Below are 19195 nucleotides of genomic sequence, written 5' to 3' on the forward strand. Positions count from 1 at the left end.
TAGATTAGCGAGAGTGATCGGAATGACGATGATAGATTAGCGAGAGTGATCGGAAAGATGATGTTGGCCCAGTCATTGGTGTTGGTTCGGTCATTGGTGTAGGTTCGGTCATTGGTATAGGTTCGGTCATTGGTATAGGTTCGGTCATTGGTATAGGTTCGGTCATTGGTATAGGTTCGGTCTTTCCAGAATACCAAGTAACTTGTCATTCCAACATGTTGTTAGGGGGAATTGCTTTTAATTTTTCTAATGGTTATTTTAAACTTTTGAGTATTTGGCTTTGATTTTTATCGTGGCTAAGAAGTGCTACGTATTGGCTTGTTTCTTCTTTTGAGTCGTTAATAAGTTGGCCGTTGAGGGTTAACCAACAATGGGCAAATAATTTGCCTTGCTGTTTTTTCACGCCAAATACTAATTGGGGCTGAAAGCCTAATTTTGTTAATAGTTGTTTTTGTACTGCACATCTTCGCAAGCAGTTGATTTTAACAAAATGATTTCGCGCGACTTTTTCGATTAATTGGGTGATAGAGATAACATCAGCAATAGTGCCATCAGAAAAAGTATGACTATTTTTGAATAGCTTGTTTTTCCAATATTTGTACGGAACCACCGAAATTAATATATTCCAGTATATAAATAGGTACCAAGCTTTGAGGGCAATTACCTTGTTTGAGTTAGGTACTCGCCAAAATTTAGTTAAGAGTTTAAGTAGCTTGATGGTGTGCAAGCCCATGTTTTTCAAGTTCAGTTAGCAATAGGGTAAAGTCTTGTTTGACCTCTTTTTGTGTGACATTGAACGTTTGACTAATCTCTAGGGTTATTGCGTCTGCAGATTTACCTTGTTGTAACTGTTCTAACATCAATGCGCCAATTTCGTTTAAGGTGTAATAATCGCCACTATCAGGCTCAAGTATCACCACTTCGTCTACTACCTTTTGTATAAGTAGGCCTTCTTTTAATACTAGATCCATGTTTAGTTCCTTTTAGTTAGCTGGGACTTATACGTTTATTTTTCTTGAGTTAACTCGCCATTATCTAATGTATACACCACATCTGCTACTTCATTTAATGATTTATCGTGAGAGATAACAATAACAGTGTAGTGACTAAATAAACGTTTAAACTCTTCTTTAAAAGACCTGCTAGAAAACTCATCAAGCATTGAGGTGGGTTCATCTAACAGTAAAATATGCGGTTCTAGCAACAGTGCTCGGGCCAGAGAGATACGTTGTTTTTGGCCGCCTGATAACAACACACCGCCTTCTCCAACAGCAGTTTGATAGCCCTGGGGCAAATCTTCGATAAATCTATCCGCCCCTGATGCTTGGCAGGCTTTGCTGATACTTTCTGCGGTGGGCGCCACCACACCATAAGTAATATTGTCCAAAATGGAGCCATTGCACAACAATACATCTTGAGAAACTAAGGCTATCGCAGCACGCACCGAGGAGTTATTAATTTCGGCAATATTTTGATTATCGATGAAAATATTTCCTGAGGTAGGCTCAAGAAACTTCATCAATAAATGTAGTAGCGTGGTTTTACCCCCGCCGTTTTTACCGTACAACAACATGGTGTGTTTTGCTTGGAGAGTAAAAGATAAAGATTCGAAAACAGCGGGCTTATCGTTAAAAGCAAAGGAGACCTTGTCGAAGCGTATTTCGGCATTTGTGATTGTTAACTGTTGATTGGAATTTGCCTGAAACTCCGATTCTACATGATAAAACGTTAGTAGCCTGTCTGATGCGCCCATAACCTGTTGTATTTGACCATATAAACCCGCTAATGAGCCTAAAGGACGAGTGAATATTAAGCCATAAAGCATCAGGGTAATTAGATCAGGAATACTGATGTTGCCAGATTGAAAGCGCATAAAACTTAAGACGATCACTATTAACACTGCGATAGACGCCATAAATTGCACTAAGGGTGACAAGATTGCCTGTAACTTTAATTGCTGGCTGCGCAGCGCGAGTATTTCAGAGGTTTTGTGTTTGAATTTTTTTGACTCTGAGGATTCACGATTAAAGGCTTTGATTAAAGAAATAGCACCAATATTTTCACTGGCGATAGCCATTGAATCTGCCTGATGTTGCATAAGCGCCCTAGAAATAGGTTGCATGCCACGACTTACCAACCTCAATACGATAAATATCGCGGGAACAAACACAATGATCAATATCGCAATGCTAGGTTCAATGCTAAACATCAAAATTGATGCACCAATTAAGACCAACATACTGGGGACTAGGTTTGTCAATACACTGGATGCGAAGTAGCTGATCACGGCTAAATCATTACTCAACATAGACAACACATCGCCACGTTTGTTTTCTTTAAAGTACTGCATAGGCAAAACTTGAATATGGTCATACAGGCGGCAACTCAGCTCTGCCATTAAACGTGCGCCGATTAAGCTGACATTATAAGTGGATAAAAAACGCAGCAGTGCGTGAACTGCAAATAGGGCAAACCACAACAGTAAAATATAGATATGTGTTTGGTTTATGCCAGTGGCATTGGCGATAAAATATTCTGAATACTGGCCGGCTAAAAAAGGCACAGATAAACTCACGGTAGTTTCGCAAATCATAAGAAACACCACATAAGCAAAGGCTTTTTTGTGCTCTTTGAATAGCTTAAGGGCATATTCAAATTTAAGGGTGTTAAACATAATGATAGTCAGTCCGTTTACTTAAAATAAAAACTATTCAAAGAGTATGCCTATTTAACTCAAATGATGGATTTACTTAGTTGAATTCAAAGGATGTTAGAAAAAAATTAAGGCGTTGTTTAAGTAGTGTTTTATCTTACCTTGTTTCCAGTCTAAAAATAAAATGCTTGTCAGCCCATTTTTATCAATAAAGCAACTTTGCTTTTTTTTGTGGGTAAATATCGTTAATGTTACCCCTATCTAATTATTAAAGAGATAAGCCCAATGCGTTTTGCTGTTATTTGCCTGTTCATTTTTTCTGTTCAGGTGTTTGCTTCTGACTCGAATAAACAAACTAGTGTCGCGGACTTTACTGCAAATATGTCGCAGCAAAGTGGTTTTTTTGATTTTTATTATCAAATTGAACAAGACAAAGTGTTCTTGAAGATAGACAAATTTGACCAACCCTTTCTTTTTCAAAGTAGTATGCCACAAGGTATTGGTTCGAATGACATAGGTTTAGATCGTGGGCAATTAGGCGATACTCGGTTAGTTAAATTTGAGCGTTACGGTAATAAAGTCCTGCTAAAACAATTAAATACCCAGTACCGCGCGAGTTCCTCTAATCTAGCCGAGCAAGCGAGTATTGATGAGGCCTTTGCCGATTCTGTGATTGCGGGTTTCCCTGTTGTTGCCAGTGACGGTGCAGTGGTGATTATCGAATATACCGATTTTTTACTCTCGGATATTCACCAGATATCACAACGTTTAGCAGGCTCTAAACAAGGTAGCTATCAGCCTGATGCCAAGCGAAGTGGGGTGTATTTAGAGCGCAGTAAGGCGTTTCCCAATAATACTGAGTTAGAAGCGCTTGTAACCTTTGGGGGCTCTAAACCTGGGCAATATGTGAATCAAGTGACCCCAGATCCCATCAGCATTTCGGTGCATTTACACCATTCGTTAGTGAAGTTACCTGACTCAGATTATCAACCCAGAAAGTTTGTGCCTTTTTCTGGCTTTTGGTCAGTGGGCTATCAAGATTATTCAGTGCCCATTGAAGATAACATGACCAAAGCCTTTATCCCTCGTCATCGTTTAACTAAAAAACAACCTAATGCTCAGGTAAGTGAAGCGGTGGAACCTATAGTGTATTACCTTGATCCTGGTATTCCTGAACCGGTAATGAGCGCACTCAAAGACGGTGCCTTATGGTGGGATCAGGCATTCAGTGCCATAGGTTACAAAAACGCCTTTCAAGTTAAAGTATTACCTGCAGGCGCAGATCCTATGGATGTGCGGTATAACGTGATCCAGTGGGTGCATCGCGCCACGCGAGGTTGGTCTTATGGTTCTTCTGTGATTGACCCTCGTAGTGGTGAAATCATTAAAGGTCATGTCACTTTGGGCTCACTGCGCGTTAAACAAGATTATTTAATTGCCTTAGGTTTAACCAGCCCTTTTAGTGCTGATGGAGGGCCTGATGAACAAGTGGATATCTCAGAACAAAAAGCCATGGCATTGGCGCGTATTCGTCAACTTTCTGCCCATGAAGTAGGACACACGCTTGGCATTGCCCATAACTTTGCTGCGAGCGAATATGGCCGTGAGTCTGTTATGGATTACCCTCATCCAATGGTAAGTATTAAGGACGGCAAAATTAGCCTAGAGAATGCCTATGACGAAGGCATGGGTGAGTGGGATAAATATGTAGTGGCCTATGGTTATCAAACTTACAAGGATAAAAACAGCGAACAACAAGGCTTAAATCAGTTAGTGATGGCAGCGAGAGAAAAAGGGTTTACCTACCAATCTGATCCCGATGCCCGTCCATCTCATGCAGCCAATGTCGCAGGGCATCTTTGGGACAACGGTGCTGATCCAGTTAGTGAGCTAAAACGCATCAGTGCAGTGCGCCAAGTCGCCATGGCTAACTTTGGCATTAAAACCATTAAAACCGGTGCAAGCTTGTCTTCATTGGAAGAGACTTTTGCGCCTATTTATCTATTACATCGTTATCAATTAGACGCGGTTGCTAAGGTCATTGGTGGGGTGAACTATGAATACGAGCTAAAAGGTGATTACTCTATTCCTAAAGGGGTGCAGGTGATCTCTGCCGATCAGCAAAAACAAGCGGTAGAGGCCATGCTTGATACCTTACAGAGTGAGTTTTTGAGCATTCCTGCTGCCTTGACACAATTGATCACTCCAAAGGCTTATGGTGAAAGCCGCAACCGCGAAAGTTTTAAAGGGCGCACAGGTCTGACATTTGACCCTATTAGCGCTGCAGAATCTGCCGCAGCCTATAGCCTAAGTTTGTTGTTAAAAGCTGAGCGCCTTAATCGTATAGCCCAGCAACAAGCATTATTAAAAGGCACGCCTGACATAGACTATTTATTGAATGTTTTGTTTAAGCAGTCGATTAAACGTGGCATCAATAGAGCCCATCCACAACTGAGTCAACGCCTAAACTATTTAGTTTTAGATCAGGTGGTAAAAGCCACAGCGCAAGCAAACTTGGCCCCTGAAGTGCGAGGTGAAATTGAATTACAGCTAATTGCTTTGCACAAGTGGTTAAAAAACCAAAGTCGCAATGCTCACAACGAAGTGATGGCTCGACAGTTAGAGCAATATTGGCGAGTAGGCGAGTGGAAATCTCAATTCAAAGTCAAACCTTTGCCGCCCGGCTCACCTATTTAAGCCGGGCTCAGGGTTTTTAGAATGGTTAACCAGGATGCAACTATGTTTTGCGTAAAATGCGCTCAGCCAAGCCTTGTTAAACAGGGTGAAAAGGCTTATCGCTGCAATTTATGTGACTTTGTCTATTTTCACAATGTCGCTGCTGCCGTGTGTGGCGTGATTGTGTGTCAGGGGCAAATGCTGCTGGTGGAAAGGGCGCAACAGCCTTGTAAAGGTAAGTTGGACTTTCCTGGTGGTTTTGTTGATTACAATGAGTCCAATGAACAAGCCTTAAAACGAGAATTATTCGAAGAGTTACAACTCACAATCAATGTTATGCAGTATCTTTTTTCGTTTCCCAATCAATACCTTTATAAAGATGTACTTTACTCAACCTTAGATAATTTTTTTGAAATTACTCTGCATACCAAGCCTGCTTTGACTTTGCAGCAAGAGGAAGTGAGTCGTTACTTGTGGTTAGATTTGGAGAGTGTAGAAACTAAAGAATTGGCCTTTGCATCAGGACAAGCTGCTTTAGCGGAATATTTGATCAAAACAGGCCAGTAGTAAAACTCTCTACTGGCCTTTGTTTTTATAAGACTTTAGCCGCGATACCCAAAGAACTTATGTTTAATAATTTCTTCAGCTATGCCATCTGGTAGGCTCTCTTGCCAACCGCCCTGACCATTAGCAAGTTGCTTAAGGACATGGCGTGAATAGATGTTAAACAAGGCAGGATCACTGCACTCGATACCGTGTAAAAAGCCATTTTCTAACAAATGACGGTACAAGAAGCGTAAATGCTCTGGCACTTTTACATCAGTAAATTCAGTGACTTGACCTTCTTCATTCATTTCTGGATAGATAAACAAACGGGTATTATCAGGAAATAACTTACCAAAACCTTCTAGAATGCCGCCCTCAACACCTCTATAGAAATTCTCATCAAATATCTGCTTAACATTGACCATACCCATTACAATGCCGATTTGAAGTTGGGTAAATTGACGGAAGTAGGCTCTAAGAGAGAAGTAACGGGTGTAATCCGAGACCATGACATTGTAGCCAAGTGAGTTGAGCAATTGCACTCTTGCTACTATGTCTTTTTCTGGAACTTTAGCATCGTTGCCGTGCACATCATTTAGGGATATTTCGGCTATGGCAATAGTATTGCTAGGTTCAACTCCCGTTTGTGTATAAAACGAATTTTGACCCTGTTCAATCATATCGACATTGAGTTTAGTAACGGGGCGGAACGAGCCTCGAATGGTGAGGATATTTTTTTTGTACAACATCTCTGCAGGGACAGCCACACTGCCGTCAGGTCTAAACATGATAGCGCGGGTTTTCCAACTGCGGATCAGGTGAATGTTTTTAGTTCGGTTATCAATGTCTTCAAAGTACGGGCCTTCAAATTCGATTGAATCAATTTCAATACGGTTGGCTTTCATGCCGTCTGTTAATGAATCTATAATTTGCTTTGGATTTTCAAAATAATGGTAAGCCGCATAGATAAGGTTGACGCCAAGTACACCTAAGGCTTGTTGTTGCGCTTCTGCATTGTCATCAAGCATTCTGACATGCACTGTGATGTTTGATGGTTTTGCTCCAGGGTACATTTGCACACGTACGCCACACCAGGCATGGCATTCGTTTTTACGATTGAAGCTTTTTGCTGCAACCGTAGCGGCATAAGCAAAATAACGGGATGATTTGGAACGAATGTCACCGACTCGGTCTACTACTAGGTCAAATTCTTGTTCCATCATGGCTTTTACACGGGCTCTACTCACATAACGGCCGTCTTCTTGTACACCGTAAATGGCATCTGAAAACTTCATATCATAAGCAGACATTGTTTTAGCAATAGTACCGGCTGCCGCACCCGCTAAGAAAAATTGTCTGGCTACCTCTTGTCCAGCACCAATTTCAACTATGGTGCCGTACTTCTTTTCATCAAGATTAAGACGTAGGGCTTTTTGACTCGTGGTGCGTGAACTCACACTATTACGAGTTTTAATATTTTTATCCATGATTTCTCCAAATAAATGCGGCAAATGATCGAATATCAGTATTGTAGCCTTTTTTCGTCAGAGCATTAATCTAAATTTTTATCATAGTAATCACTAATTCATTGAATAATATAACGAAAAGGTTAATGGAAAGTTAATAGCTGAGGGGGAGGGCAGTTTAAATTAGGGTGAAGCAGTATTAATCAGCATGAAGCAGTGTGAAGCAGTGTGAAGCAGGGGATAGTAGCTAGAGACTAGTTGCTAGAAAGGGCGAAAAACACAAATACATCTCTGTGGTTCAAAGCTCTTATCTTTTGCTTCTAACTAGTCTCTATTTACTAGCCACTATCCACTGTTTATCAACAGCGCAAATGGTTACCGCTACGGGTGATGCCCAAGATAATACCTGATTCATCGAAGACTATTTCTACTGCGTCACCACTGTTTATTTGTGTGTCGATTTGTTGAATATTGCTCAGGGCGGCAATTAATTCATTAGATAATTGTAGTACTTCATTATCGCAGTTTTTCAATTGCCAACCGGCATCAACTAGGTGTAAAACCGCCTTAGATTTGTGGTGTGCGGCATAGGTGTTCTTCTGTGCTAAATAATTTTTGTAATGTTCAGCATAGCGATTATTGATGCGCGCAGATACAGACTCAGGCTCAATATCCAAAGTGTGTAGTTGCACCACTTGGTAGTTGTAGTCAGATAAAACTGGAGCAGTACGTTGCAGTAACACCAAACTTATTAGCAGCAAAGTGCTGGCTGCAACGGCAACGTAACTAATACGCCTAAAAATATAAGCCGTGTTTTGGTTATTGTGTTGCTTAGCCAATACATGGCGTTTAATGGATGCAGGGGCAAGGTGCTGACTTTTACGCTTAAGATAATGTTGCTCTAGTGCGTCATCTGATTGTTGGTTTTGTTTAGTCATTTTGCTCTCCGCAATGTTTGTTTAGCACTTTGCGTATATTGTCTTTGGCGTATCGCAGTCTGCTTTTGACAGTTTCGAGTGGGCAATGAGTTATGCTGGCAATGTCTTGCAATGCAAAACCTTCTTGCTGTAAACAAAAAGCTTCTCTTTGCTCAAATGCCAGCGCAAGTAGTGCATGGTCAAATACAATACTGATGCCTTGATCATCTAAACTCATTTCAATATTTTGCTCAGGGGCAAGCAGTTGTTCGGTATCACTTATATTGTGTTTGTTGCGACGAAATTCATCAATTAATTGGTTACGAGCCAAAGTAAAGAGCCAAGCTTTAAATTGCCCAGAATGCTGATATAAATGCTTTTTTTCTATGACTTTTAACCACGTTTTTTGGCAAATATCTTTAGCTAACGCCGAGTCAGAAAGTGTCAGGATAAAGTGATATAAGTCGTTTCCACAGGTATCGTATAACTTGCTGAGTAATGCTCGGTCTCCAGACTGAGCATAACGCAACATCAAGCTTTCATTACTGGCTCTATCAAATAGTCTCGATTTTAAGGTCAACGCAATACTCATAGACGCTCCTTATTCACATTGCCCAGAATTGCTAAACAATGTAGTGGGTTAACTTTTAGTGGCTAGAGGACAGTAGATAGTGGCTAGTAGATAGTGGCTAGTAGATAGTTGCTAGTAGATAGTTTCTAGCCTCTAGCCTCTAGCATCTAGCCACTAGCCACTAGCCACTAGCCTCTAATTTCTACCCCTAACTAAAATTAACTTGCCAATTTAAAGTCTAACATGACCATCATGCCATCCTGAGCTTGTGCTTTACCAGCTTGGATATTCGGTTTGTATTTCCACTTTGCCAATGCACGTCTAGCCGCTTGGTTAAATATACGCTTAGGTTGCGCATCTAGTATCTTAATATTATTGACTGTACCAGATGGCGTAACAGAAAAGCTGAGTTTTACCCAACCTTCAATACCTTCTTGGGCGGCAGTCGCTGGATACTTTGGCTCTACTCTGACAATGGGTCTTGCGTCACCGCCGTCTGAGTCAAAGTTGGCTTTTATTTTATTCTTAATCACAGGCACACCAATATTGGCCACATGTAAGTTGGTATCGAAGCCAACATCAGGATCTGATTCAGTGACTTTTGCGATCAATTTAGGTTTAGGTAAAGGTGCTGGTTGTGGCTTTATTTTAGCGCGCTCAATGAGGGGCTTTTCCTTTATGTCATAGGTTAATATTATTGGCGAGTGTTCGGTGACTTTAGTGACCCTGACTTGATCATTATTAATGAGCTTTTGCATAGCCACAAATAATACAAATGTAATGATTGTGGCAACAAAACCAGTGGCGATAAATTTATTCAGATTAAAGTGCGGCGCTGTTAGCATAGGTAAAGTGTGCATAGTATTTCTCCGTAGTTTCATCTGAGTAACGAACTACAATAGAAAAAGGGGTGAACTATTTTTTGAGTTTTTTTCGATGCTTTGAGTGTTAAAGACTAAGTGGGGGAGCTTGAGTCTATGTTTTTCACTCAATCAAATACTGTGAGATTCTATTTTTGCCATAGTCTCAGACAACCAGTAGCTAGGGGGTACTAAAATCTAAATGATCACTTTTTCAAGATCTTTCACTTTTAGTCCTTTCCAATTCGCATCAAATATAATGCTGTCGACTAATTTTTGCGCTTTATTCAAGGTCGCACTTTGCATCTTTCCATGAAATTTGAAGTATTTAACATTTATGCCTGGATTTTCTTTTATATATTCTGTGTACAAGCCATGCCAGACTGCAGCTTTAAAGTTGTCTCGGTTTTTTAGGTAAAACAATATATAAAATTCGAAAATTTCTGGGGTGAGATCGTTTAATAATTCTGTGCGAGATACTAATAAGTCGGCAATTTTTTTGGCTTCATCGATACTCCGCGTTGCGGCTTCTGCCAACATAACAGTATATACATCATGGTGAATAGTATCGGTCATAGCCACGCCGTTGAGCATGGACTCCCAATAGTCTGGATTGCCTGTTTTTTTGTAAAGCCATAAATTGATCTCTGGCCTTACCCCTCTGGTTTCTTTGGCAATCTTATCTTGCAACTTCGGTATATTCGCAATTGTCCTAAATCGTGATATCTCGTCAGACTTTTGGATAGAGCTTTGTGCAATAACCACGTTTTCAAGGCAGGCTTTGTAAGTATCTAGCACCGTAAGGGCTATGTATGAATTTTTCACTGTACTATTGCGATAGTGGTTAACAAGGGCGCGAATTGTATTGGCTCTTGGCAAACTGCATAACGCACCATCATGTGTTAAATCACATATTTCTTTATATTTATCATCTGTACATAACATCACCGCTGAGCCGGTAACATCTCCACTCTCGTCCTTTGAGCATGAAATGAAAACTACAGATATAAAGATAAAAACAAGGTTGCGCATTATATGTTGTTACAAAGTGATAATGATTCTGTAGTGGAAGAATAGGCGTTATCACTGTTGTAAGCAATGGTGCAATTATTGCTTTTAAGTCTACTTCTATAAATGGAAAGAGATTTTATTGTGCTAGTAAAAAATCAACAACAGCCGTTTTTAATGGGCAATGAGACTATTTCGAGATATTCACCCAATGAATTCCATACTTCTCAAAACGGAAATACATTGCCACAAAGTATCAACAATCTAGCCGGTGATTCTTTTTCTCAATCATTAATGCAAATAACAGAAATAAATTCCTCTGTGGTCACTAAGGCTGAATACAACACCGCCAAAACTGAAGAACTATCTGAGGTTGCCGCTCAAAAAACATTAGCGTCTGCCATGCCTCTTTTAATACAGGCATTAGAAAAGCTGGAAGCCGATACAACTCAACTTGCTGAGATCTACAATCAAGTAACCACTGATAAAGGCCTGCTAACAAAAGCGGATATTTTAAACTTGGCTGAGTTGGAGGAAAAAATAACGGCAACACGAGGGGAAATTGAGCAAATCATGTCGCCTTTAGACACAAGTGAGTTACACACTAATCAATTATCAACACTGCTATTACCGGTTTTTGAAGAAATTGATGCTGAACTAGATACCTTGGCAAAATTTAACAAAAAAGCGGCAGAGCAACTAGCGGCAATAGAAGTCAGCAACGGCAATGTTGATCTCGATTTTACTGTTAAATTACGCCAAGAAATTTTTGAGTTAATTGACCAAGAAAAAAGGTTTTTGCCTTTTAGTTTTGCTGCAGACGATTTAAACATCATTAACTATTTTCTTAATCAAAATTTTAACGACGATAAATTCCTTTCATTTCAACAAAGCATTAAAAATACCGAAGCATTTATTGAGTCTTTTGAAAAATATCAGATTAACCGCAAAGAAGCGTATTTTGCGCAAAAGAAACTCAGAGTCTGATGATTGTTTTGCAAACAAAGCCTGCCAATTATCTAAGTTTTATCTTGCCTTCTAAGGCTTTTTCAAGAAAATCTACTCTTGCTAATATTTTGTCCTTGGCGTCACAGTCATAACAACGGTTTAATACACTTTTGATTGATGACAGTTCATCTTCAGCGCCTTCAACATCTTCACGAAGTAATTTCATCAAAGCGAGACGATGATGGGCGTCATACAAATTTTTGTTTAAAACCACTGCTGTTTTGAAGTTTTTTTCAGCTTCTTCGGCACGCCCCAGCTGAATTTGTGACATGCCCATCATGTAAAGTTGAAAGCCTCGATTATTGCAGGTGCTTTTTCTCAGCTCATCATTTGGATCTTTATTACTGCTACCCGATTGAGAGATGGACGAGGCCGATACATTCCCAGAACTCGATTGGCTATATTGCCCCGAACTATTAGAGGTTTGGTTTGCAAGCAGATTTTCATTTATTTGGCTGGTAATCAGCCCATCAATGCCTGCTCTTTTGTTGCGCTCTGCCCGTAATGCACATTTGGCATTTTTCTTAAACTCAACCTCTGCCAATTCAAAGTTACCGGAATTAAATGCCCGTAAAGCGGCATCACCATAAGCGGATGTGACTTCAATTCGTTCAATTTCATCCGTTGTTGGCTCGTTACCTTCGGGGGATGTGTTTTCTTGAGCCGCAGCATAAAAAGGCAGAGCAATAATGAAGAGCCCTGTACTTAGCTTGAAAGACGAGCCAGACAGTGGGGCGTGTTTTAAGCGTTTAAAAATCGTGTTTACTTTGAGCATAATCTCCTCCTAGAGACTACTTACCGACCCATTTCGCAATGAATAGCATTGTTTAGCTCATAATGGGTAAAAGATGATTAGGGTGTTTTTTGAGCAGTTTGAGTATCACTCAATATAATCAAAAGTGAAAACTAGATTATGTAATAAAATATTTGCTGAACATTCAAACTAGCTTGATGACAAGATTAAAAATAAACGAAATGAACAATAAAGCCCTGTAAATACTCAGGGCTAACAATTGAAATACAGCTAATTGGCTTCAACTTACAACTTAGCTGCTCTAGCGCTTTATTCTGATATGAATCGAATCACACTAGGGTTTAACTGTGTTTCTAAGCGATTAATAAGGGGGAGGTTTGTGTCGGTGTCAATAATTTCTATACCCGGTGCCGAATCTTCTCTAACACTTACCCATAAGAAGCCAGCGGCATCAATGTCGATAAATCCAATACTATTAGAATTCAAATCAAACACAGACTCATTACTTATCTCGCCGGTACTGGGGTTAAATTGATAAAGTGTAGACTCTTCACGGTATGGACCAAAAAAGGTCTCGTTAGCAAAGAAGTAGCCTTTTTCAGCGGAAACAATGGCTGCTGACTGGATGAACTTTGTGGTGTTATCGCTAATGTCCCCAGCACTTAATACTGTGCTTAAGCTGTAGTCATTGATATCAACTTTTTCAATCAAACTAAGATCTGGACTGACTGCTGAATAAGAATCGCGGGTAGTTATATATACCTTGTCTTCATAGGATCTTAGGCTGTGTTCTAAAGGGTTTAGGCCCAGCAAGGGAATACCCATCATATCGTCAGTAGTATCAGCGTTGGTTTCAATTTCGCTATCAGTTGTGGTATCAAAAACGGCTAAATAAACGGGGTTAGTGGCAGCAAATGAATCGTCTAAGCGTTGCATCGCCACAAATAGTTTTCCGTCACTGATTACCGCTGATGATGGACGTGGCGTGCCAGCTGTATTGTTGTCGGGTACGTAACTTCCTAGGTCTAGCTCACCGATTTTGAAACTATCAAAGTCTGTGGCTTGGGGGTTAACTATCCAAATCTTATCTGAGCCATAGCGTAACAAATAGGCTTTTTCTGCATTGAGTGACACTAAGGTATAAGGGTTTCGACTAGTCGAATCTGCATCATCTTGAGTCGTATAAGACCAGATTTCTGTAGTCGCATCTTCGGCATTGTATTTACTCACGGTATCAATAAAAAAACGTCCAATATGAAAAACTTCATTTTGATACACACTGATGGTGTAGTCAGATTGTGTTTTAGCGTAAAAACCATCCTCAACCGTTTCTGTTGCGTAGTCTAAATACGCCACTTGAGAGCTAGAGTAATCGGCTGCTACTGTTTGTACCAATGCTAATGAAGGGGTATCTAATTCGTCTCCTACACTCACTGTGACATCAATTGAGTCCGTTAATCCTTTTGCATCAGTTACCGTTACCGTGAAGTTATAAGGTCCTGTATCACCCTCTTCAAAATCAGGAGCGTTAATAAACTCCACTGCACCAGTGTTGTCGATGACAAATAGTTGTTGGTCTGAACCTGAAATAGAATAGGTCAATCCATCGCTATCGTCTGTTGCCGAATATTGACCTACTGTTGTGGTATTTTCAGCCACTGTAACTAATAAACTCCCCGATAACTCTGGGGCTTGATTATCGTCGCTGCCACAACCTCCTAACAGGGTTAAGGTGCTTATTAAGCCAAGTGTAATCGCAGACTTTTTGAATAGTGTTAACATTTATATGCCTTGTATTGAAAGTTTGAAGAGGATGTTTCGACCTTGAGCAGGACGGTTTGCTAAATCTTGATACTGTTGATCAAATAGGTTATTCACATTTAGGTTGAAGTGGTAAATGTCGTGAATGTAACTGACTTGAAGGTCTGTCACTCTGCGTTGTGCCGGCTTGCCTGCTTGACCATTGCTAGATGTGAATATATTGGCGCGATTAAAGTACAAGTCTTTGTCTAGTGCACTACGTAGGTGTATTTTCCACTTTGCACTGAGTTGGTAATTTAGCGAAATACTGTATTGTTGGTGGTAAATACCCGGTAATTTTTTATTGTCGAAAGACGACACCACTGAACGGGTTTGACTATCAATAAAATTAGCTTGTAGATTGATATTAAAGGCAGGCGACACCGCTAATTTTGTTTCTAGCTCCAGCCCATTTAGTGTTGCATCACTTATATTTTCGTATGCTCCAACACCACTGCTGTTAAAAATAGCGACTATGGCATTGTCTGATTGTTGGTGGTAAATCGATGAAACGAGAGTGTAATTCATCTGTGCGAGTTGCTGCTCAAAGGTTACACCTAAATTCAAGGTTTTAGCTTGTTCAGGCAGCAGGTCTTCACTGCCTTTAAATAACCCTCTATCCCCAAATAGTTCAAATAAGGTGGGGGTGCGAATGCCATTACTGGCAATAAGTTCTGTTTTTAGTTGTGGCCCCTGAAAAAGGATCCCAAGTTCTTGAGTTTGGTGATCCTGCTTGTTATTAAAAGCGTTAGGATCTGCTTGATTAAGCGCGATATTTTGGTTTTCTTCGTGTATCTGGGTTAATAATGAATAAACTGAAAGTGGCCCACTATTTTGCTGCCATTCAAACCTAGAGCCTAACAACTGCTGGTTTTGTTTTGCAATAACATCGCAGCTACTTATTGCATTACAACTAATGGGGCCATTTTGATCCACACTAAAAGAATCAAAATGCTGTTTATTGACCTGTATAAAAGGACTAACAGCAAAGTCACCATATTGGCTATCAAATACAAAAGATGAGGTGAGTTCAGCATGGGTTTTGGTTGTGTCATAGTTGGCATCTAGGCGAGTAATATCTGCCAATATATCTAAGTAACGTTCTGATTTGTTTTCTTGGTAGGCTTCAAATTCGAGGTTTTCAAGCCACTTTAGTTGGGTGTAAATACTGTGCCTGTATCCCAACCGCCAAGTGTCAGACGACAGACTCGAGGCGTTTTCTGGGGTGTTATTTTGATAGTTAGGTATGGCCTTGTCTTGGTTGTTGTATTGCAGGGTAAGCCTGATTTGGTGATTGGATAATGTAAGTTGGTTGTTTAAGTAAAAACTTTTCTTCTCAAATTGATTATTGTTCAAAGGCTCAGTTGTTGACTGGTTACTGTTGTTAAAGCTCTGAGGCACAAGATAAGCATAATCATTATCTGTTTTTAGGTAACTTCCCCCAAGGGATAAATTATTTGATTCAAATGCCTTGTTGTATAAAAGGTTCAACTCTTGGTGATGAAATGAACCTAGGGCCAGGCTCAATTTTAATTTGTCTTGGTTTGGATTGTAGGTATTGATCCTAATGACCCCTCCAATTGGCGTTGAACCCGCCCCAATGGCTTGATTTTTACTGATCTCAATACTCTGAATTTGTTCAGTGGGTATTTGGTTTAAATCGAAACCACCAAATTGACTGTCGTTGACTAATTGGCCATCAATGTATAATTGCACTTGTTTACTGCTTGAACCCCGTATCGACACTGAAACCGGATTGCCTAAACCACCAATTTGGCGTATCTGTAAGCCATTAATTGTTTGTAATATGTCTGCGAGCGTTTGTGAGCTATTGACAAAATCTTCACGGACAAGAATTTGGTAATTGCCTGAGAACAAAGCTGGCTGGTCATAAATGGTAAGCACTTCAACACTGTCTGTTGCTTGCTCACTGGCTGAGACCAAGCTCACGTAAACAAAACATGTCAGCATTATTAAAAAGCGATTTTGGAAAAACATTTTGACCTCTGAAATGAGGACAATAGGAATGCCGAAACACCACCTAAATAACAACTTATTTAAGTGTTTACGTTTCAATACAATTCCTAGCGCCCACCGCACTGTAAATGTGTATATTGACAGGCCGGTCTCCGGGCTTAACTGAAATTCAGTATTACCGTTGCGGGGGCAGCGTTAGAATTAGACAAATGAATGTCCCACTAACTTCCCGATTATCTCTTGTTTATGCAAACATTAACTGTCTGATTTGAAGAGCACCTGAGCAATTTGAGCGCGCAATTCTGCGGATGTTTAATTCAAAAGTCAATGGAATAGACTGGCTTTAGATAACATTTGAGTTAATTAGCCAGAGGCAGCCTGATTCGCTGATTATGTAAAGTGTTTGCAGTAAATTAGTTCAAGTGTCTGGGACAGTAATTTTACGCTGTTCAGAGTTAATACCTCGGTAAAAATTGCACTGCAGTTGTTTAAGCAGACTGATTGTTATCAACCACCACCACCTGATTTCGACCGTTATTTTTTGCCTTAAATAGACCTATATCAGATTGACTGTAGAGTAGCTCAAAAGTACAACCTAACCAGCTTTCAACCAAACCTATTGATAAGGTGATGTTGACTGGGTTACTGGAACGATTAAAAGTGTAACTCATTACATTTTCGCGTAATCGGTTCATGATCTCAAACGCTTCAGTGGCTTGAGTGTCTCGTAATAAAATCCCAAACTCTTCGCCACCGATTCGACCTAAATAGTCATATTCTCGTAAGGTGTTTTTTAGCAACTTACTCAATTGACGAAGTACATTATCACCCACTTGATGACCATGACGGTCGTTAATTTTCTTAAAGTAATCAATATCTAATATACAAAAAGTAAATGCACGCTTGTTTCTTTGATAAAGGTTTATTTCAGATTTTACCTTGGCTATGAAACTGCGGCGGTTGGCAATTTGCGTCAATTCGTCTGTCAATGCTAAATCGGTCAATGTGTGAACATGTTCAGACAAGGTTTGTTCAACTACTTTTTGTGTCGAAATACTTTTTGCGTGTAATAATAACTCGCCAGATGGGAGTGTTTGTTCAGACATTAAGTACCAACTTCCGTCGGTATGATCCACTTCAAAAATTCGAAATTCTTGACTACGCCTTTTCTTCTGAGCGTCCTTTAACCATTGCTCTATATCATCTGTCTCAATATTGGGTCCTTGCTGATTTTTGTAGGCAAGTCGCAATAATTGACTAAAGGTTTGTCCGATAATGTGTTCGAATTCAACACAATGAAAGTCTGCAAAAGCCTGATTGCAGCCAATTAATACATCCTCTGCTGAAAAAATCGCATATCCGTCTTGGGTGACACTAAGAAAGTCTCCGATTCGATTTGCTAAGGTTAAAACTCCCTCTTTCATACTACCTCTATATTGCACATGGGGATAATTCAGCTTCCCCCTAATTGATTTTTGAGACTGAGTTTTGGAATGTCTTGTTAACCTGAATTATTTAAACATAATTGGCTACGAGCTGTTTGTACAGAAAATTAATATGCCAATGAGAGCCTCAAAATAACCTTTACCATAGAGTGACAATGGTAAAAGTGATGGCAATCATAGATAGGTGAGACAGTGAAATGAAGCCACAACCATAAAGTATGTGGGGAAACTGTCTGCTACTTTTGCTGTTAGTATTGGCCTAGTTAATTAGACTGTGTGACATCTGTAATGATTAATGAGGCATTTTATGAATGATGAGCAATTAAGTCCTTTTGGGGTGAGTACCAATGAGGGAAAGTATCAGGTAGTCGATGGTAATGAGCAAACATGGCTAGAAACGTCCAATGCCATGACAGCGGAACATTATGTTGATTTACTCAATAAGGCTTTTAAGTCAGGGTTCAAAAAAGGTTTCCGCGAAGGGCGTACCAGTTAGTCTTACGTTGCTATTTTATGGATGCTGCTCCCAATAGGGAATCTCACCAAAGTATTCAGTAAAATAATCGATAAAGGCTCTCACTTTTGGTGCAAGTAGTCTAGAGCTAGGATAAACAGCCCAAATGGCGGTGTCATTAACTAAGGGATAGTCTGCAAGAATTTGCACTAATTCCCCACTCTGAAGTTGTTGATACACACTCCATTTAGAACTGATGGTAATACCCATTCCATTAATACACACATCCCGAACGGCTTCTCCATTGTCGGTTCGAAAGTTACCTTTAGCTTTAACGTTTATTGGCCCTTTGGGTGTATGAAACGCCCAAGTATCAAGGCCCATTAAGGTAATACATTGGTGAGAATTTAACTGTTCTGGTGAGTTTGGAATGCCATGTTTTTCTAAATAAGCTGGGGATGCGCACAAAATTCGAGTATCTATTGCTAATTTTCGCGCAATTAAACTGGAATCCTTTAATTGTGAATTGCGAATGGCAATATCAAAGCCCCCTTCAACTAAATCCACTATGGTATCTGATAGTTTTAAATCCACATGTAATTCAGGATACAACGATAGGAAATTACTGAGTGCCGGCAAAACATGCATGCGCCCAAATGAAGCGGGGGCCGCCACGCGTAAAGTGCCTATGGGCAGTGCATTGCCAGCACCTACTGACGCCCGCGCTGCTTCAACACTAGATATCACATCTTCAGCATAAGGCAGAAAGGCTTTGCCTTCTTCTGTGAGTGACACTTTTCTGGTGGTTCTATGAATTAAACGCACCCCTAACCCAGCTTCCAATTTATTAATATGGGCACTGGCCACTGCTGGGGAAAGCCTTAACTCGTTTCCAGCTAGGCTAATGTTATGCGTCGCTGCAATTCTAATAAAAAGATTAAGGTGTTCAATATTCATAATTATCAACAAAAACTATAAAGTGATTCTTTATTTAAGTCTATTATCAAAATATTTAATAGTAAATATACTGGCGTCATAAAATCACTCCTATTAATTAATG

The 19195-nt window shown here is 40.0% G+C and carries 18 protein-coding genes and 1 riboswitch; of the genes, 4 read left to right on the forward strand and 14 right to left on the reverse strand.

Translation table 11 applies throughout. The features are described from left to right. From AAC000_RS21205 to AAC000_RS21220, 4 genes are all read right to left on the reverse strand, one after another. A partial coding sequence (locus tag AAC000_RS21205) for a hypothetical protein (protein WP_339725674.1) occupies positions 1 to 209 on the reverse strand: 209 nt, incomplete at its 3' end. A 44-nt stretch (positions 210 to 253) separates the two neighbouring features. Beyond that, positions 254 to 610, reverse strand: a complete 357-nt coding sequence (locus AAC000_RS21210) for a lasso peptide biosynthesis B2 protein (protein ID WP_339725675.1) — start codon at positions 608 to 610, stop codon at positions 254 to 256. A gap of 94 nt (positions 611 to 704) precedes the next feature. Then, a complete protein-coding gene (locus AAC000_RS21215) occupies positions 705 to 971 on the reverse strand; it encodes a PqqD family protein (protein ID WP_339725676.1) in 267 nt (88 codons plus the stop codon). A 35-nt stretch (positions 972 to 1006) separates the two neighbouring features. Then, positions 1007 to 2674: an ABC transporter ATP-binding protein gene (locus AAC000_RS21220; RefSeq protein ID WP_339725677.1), complete on the reverse strand. Its 1668-nt coding sequence runs from the start codon at positions 2672 to 2674 to the stop codon at positions 1007 to 1009. Positions 2675 to 3034: 360 nt separating this feature from the next. Between AAC000_RS21220 and AAC000_RS21225 the strand changes: the two genes are divergently transcribed. Together AAC000_RS21225 and AAC000_RS21230 are read left to right on the forward strand one after the other, a co-directional pair. After that, entirely contained in the window at positions 3035 to 5350 is a 2316-nt protein-coding gene (locus tag AAC000_RS21225) for a zinc-dependent metalloprotease (protein WP_339725750.1), read from the forward strand. A gap of 42 nt (positions 5351 to 5392) precedes the next feature. Continuing rightward, positions 5393 to 5896: an NUDIX domain-containing protein gene (locus AAC000_RS21230; RefSeq protein WP_339725678.1), complete on the forward strand. Its 504-nt coding sequence runs from the start codon at positions 5393 to 5395 to the stop codon at positions 5894 to 5896. 35 nt (positions 5897 to 5931) lie between these two features. Here the strand turns inward: AAC000_RS21230 and AAC000_RS21235 are convergent, their stop codons facing one another. The 5 genes from AAC000_RS21235 to AAC000_RS21255 form a co-directional block, all read right to left on the reverse strand. Then, positions 5932 to 7362, reverse strand: coding sequence for a TonB-dependent receptor (locus AAC000_RS21235; RefSeq protein ID WP_339725680.1), 1431 nt, complete (start codon positions 7360 to 7362; stop codon positions 5932 to 5934). Positions 7363 to 7700: 338 nt separating this feature from the next. Then, positions 7701 to 8279 (reverse strand): hypothetical protein, encoded by a 579-nt coding sequence (locus AAC000_RS21240; RefSeq protein WP_339725681.1) that lies wholly within the window; start codon positions 8277 to 8279, stop codon positions 7701 to 7703. Further along, positions 8272 to 8850, reverse strand: a complete 579-nt coding sequence (locus AAC000_RS21245) for a sigma-70 family RNA polymerase sigma factor (protein ID WP_339725682.1) — start codon at positions 8848 to 8850, stop codon at positions 8272 to 8274. The genes AAC000_RS21240 and AAC000_RS21245 overlap by 8 nt, the downstream gene beginning before the upstream one ends. Positions 8851 to 9047: 197 nt before the next feature. Then, positions 9048 to 9689, reverse strand: a complete 642-nt coding sequence (locus AAC000_RS21250; RefSeq protein ID WP_339725683.1) for a TonB family protein — start codon at positions 9687 to 9689, stop codon at positions 9048 to 9050. 198 nt (positions 9690 to 9887) lie between these two features. After that, positions 9888 to 10721 carry a DUF2989 domain-containing protein gene (locus tag AAC000_RS21255; protein WP_339725684.1) on the reverse strand — a complete coding sequence of 278 codons (834 nt, stop codon included), beginning with the start codon at positions 10719 to 10721 and terminating at the stop codon, positions 9888 to 9890. A gap of 120 nt (positions 10722 to 10841) precedes the next feature. Here AAC000_RS21255 and AAC000_RS21260 point away from each other — a divergent pair, with 120 nt between their 5' ends. Continuing rightward, on the forward strand, positions 10842 to 11684 hold the full coding sequence (locus AAC000_RS21260; RefSeq protein ID WP_339725685.1) for a hypothetical protein: 843 nt from the start codon (positions 10842 to 10844) through the stop codon (positions 11682 to 11684). Between the two features lie 28 nt (positions 11685 to 11712). On the opposite strand, the gene AAC000_RS21265 is transcribed toward AAC000_RS21260, so the two are convergent. The 4 genes from AAC000_RS21265 to AAC000_RS21280 form a co-directional block, all read right to left on the reverse strand. Beyond that, entirely contained in the window at positions 11713 to 12480 is a 768-nt protein-coding gene (locus AAC000_RS21265; protein ID WP_339725687.1) for a hypothetical protein, read from the reverse strand. Positions 12481 to 12768: 288 nt separating this feature from the next. Then, a complete protein-coding gene (locus tag AAC000_RS21270; protein WP_339725689.1) occupies positions 12769 to 14241 on the reverse strand; it encodes a cadherin repeat domain-containing protein in 1473 nt (490 codons plus the stop codon). Continuing rightward, positions 14242 to 16335: a TonB-dependent receptor gene (locus tag AAC000_RS21275; RefSeq protein WP_339725691.1), complete on the reverse strand. Its 2094-nt coding sequence runs from the start codon at positions 16333 to 16335 to the stop codon at positions 14242 to 14244. A 26-nt stretch (positions 16336 to 16361) separates the two neighbouring features. Next, positions 16362 to 16514: riboswitch (cobalamin riboswitch) on the reverse strand. Positions 16515 to 16724: 210 nt separating this feature from the next. Further along, a complete protein-coding gene (locus tag AAC000_RS21280; protein ID WP_339725693.1) occupies positions 16725 to 17660 on the reverse strand; it encodes a GGDEF domain-containing protein in 936 nt (311 codons plus the stop codon). Positions 17661 to 17988: 328 nt separating this feature from the next. Between AAC000_RS21280 and AAC000_RS21285 the strand changes: the two genes are divergently transcribed. Continuing rightward, complete coding sequence (locus tag AAC000_RS21285) at positions 17989 to 18177, forward strand: hypothetical protein (protein ID WP_339725695.1); 189 nt, start codon at positions 17989 to 17991, stop codon at positions 18175 to 18177. 15 nt (positions 18178 to 18192) lie between these two features. Here the strand turns inward: AAC000_RS21285 and AAC000_RS21290 are convergent, their stop codons facing one another. Continuing rightward, positions 18193 to 19092, reverse strand: coding sequence for a LysR family transcriptional regulator (locus AAC000_RS21290; protein WP_339725697.1), 900 nt, complete (start codon positions 19090 to 19092; stop codon positions 18193 to 18195). Between the last annotated feature and the right edge of the window lie 103 nt (positions 19093 to 19195).

The sequence above is a fragment of the uncultured Paraglaciecola sp. genome (assembly GCF_963977085.1).
Taxonomy (GTDB): Bacteria; Pseudomonadota; Gammaproteobacteria; order Enterobacterales; family Alteromonadaceae; genus Paraglaciecola.

Coding starts and splice junctions, on each gene's coding strand:
- AAC000_RS21215 (WP_339725676.1), bottom strand. CDS start 971: ATGGATCTAGTATTAAAAGAAGGCCTACTTATACAAAAGGTAGTAGAC.
- AAC000_RS21220 (WP_339725677.1), bottom strand. CDS start 2,674: ATGTTTAACACCCTTAAATTTGAATATGCCCTTAAGCTATTCAAAGAG.
- AAC000_RS21225 (WP_339725750.1), top strand. CDS start 3,035: ATGTCGCAGCAAAGTGGTTTTTTTGATTTTTATTATCAAATTGAACAA.
- AAC000_RS21230 (WP_339725678.1), top strand. CDS start 5,393: ATGTTTTGCGTAAAATGCGCTCAGCCAAGCCTTGTTAAACAGGGTGAA.
- AAC000_RS21235 (WP_339725680.1), bottom strand. CDS start 7,362: ATGGATAAAAATATTAAAACTCGTAATAGTGTGAGTTCACGCACCACG.
- AAC000_RS21240 (WP_339725681.1), bottom strand. CDS start 8,279: ATGACTAAACAAAACCAACAATCAGATGACGCACTAGAGCAACATTAT.
- AAC000_RS21245 (WP_339725682.1), bottom strand. CDS start 8,850: ATGAGTATTGCGTTGACCTTAAAATCGAGACTATTTGATAGAGCCAGT.
- AAC000_RS21250 (WP_339725683.1), bottom strand. CDS start 9,689: ATGCACACTTTACCTATGCTAACAGCGCCGCACTTTAATCTGAATAAA.
- AAC000_RS21255 (WP_339725684.1), bottom strand. CDS start 10,721: ATGCGCAACCTTGTTTTTATCTTTATATCTGTAGTTTTCATTTCATGC.
- AAC000_RS21265 (WP_339725687.1), bottom strand. CDS start 12,480: ATGCTCAAAGTAAACACGATTTTTAAACGCTTAAAACACGCCCCACTG.
- AAC000_RS21270 (WP_339725689.1), bottom strand. CDS start 14,241: ATGTTAACACTATTCAAAAAGTCTGCGATTACACTTGGCTTAATAAGC.
- AAC000_RS21280 (WP_339725693.1), bottom strand. CDS start 17,660: ATGAAAGAGGGAGTTTTAACCTTAGCAAATCGAATCGGAGACTTTCTT.
- AAC000_RS21285 (WP_339725695.1), top strand. CDS start 17,989: ATGAATGATGAGCAATTAAGTCCTTTTGGGGTGAGTACCAATGAGGGA.
- AAC000_RS21290 (WP_339725697.1), bottom strand. CDS start 19,092: ATGAATATTGAACACCTTAATCTTTTTATTAGAATTGCAGCGACGCAT.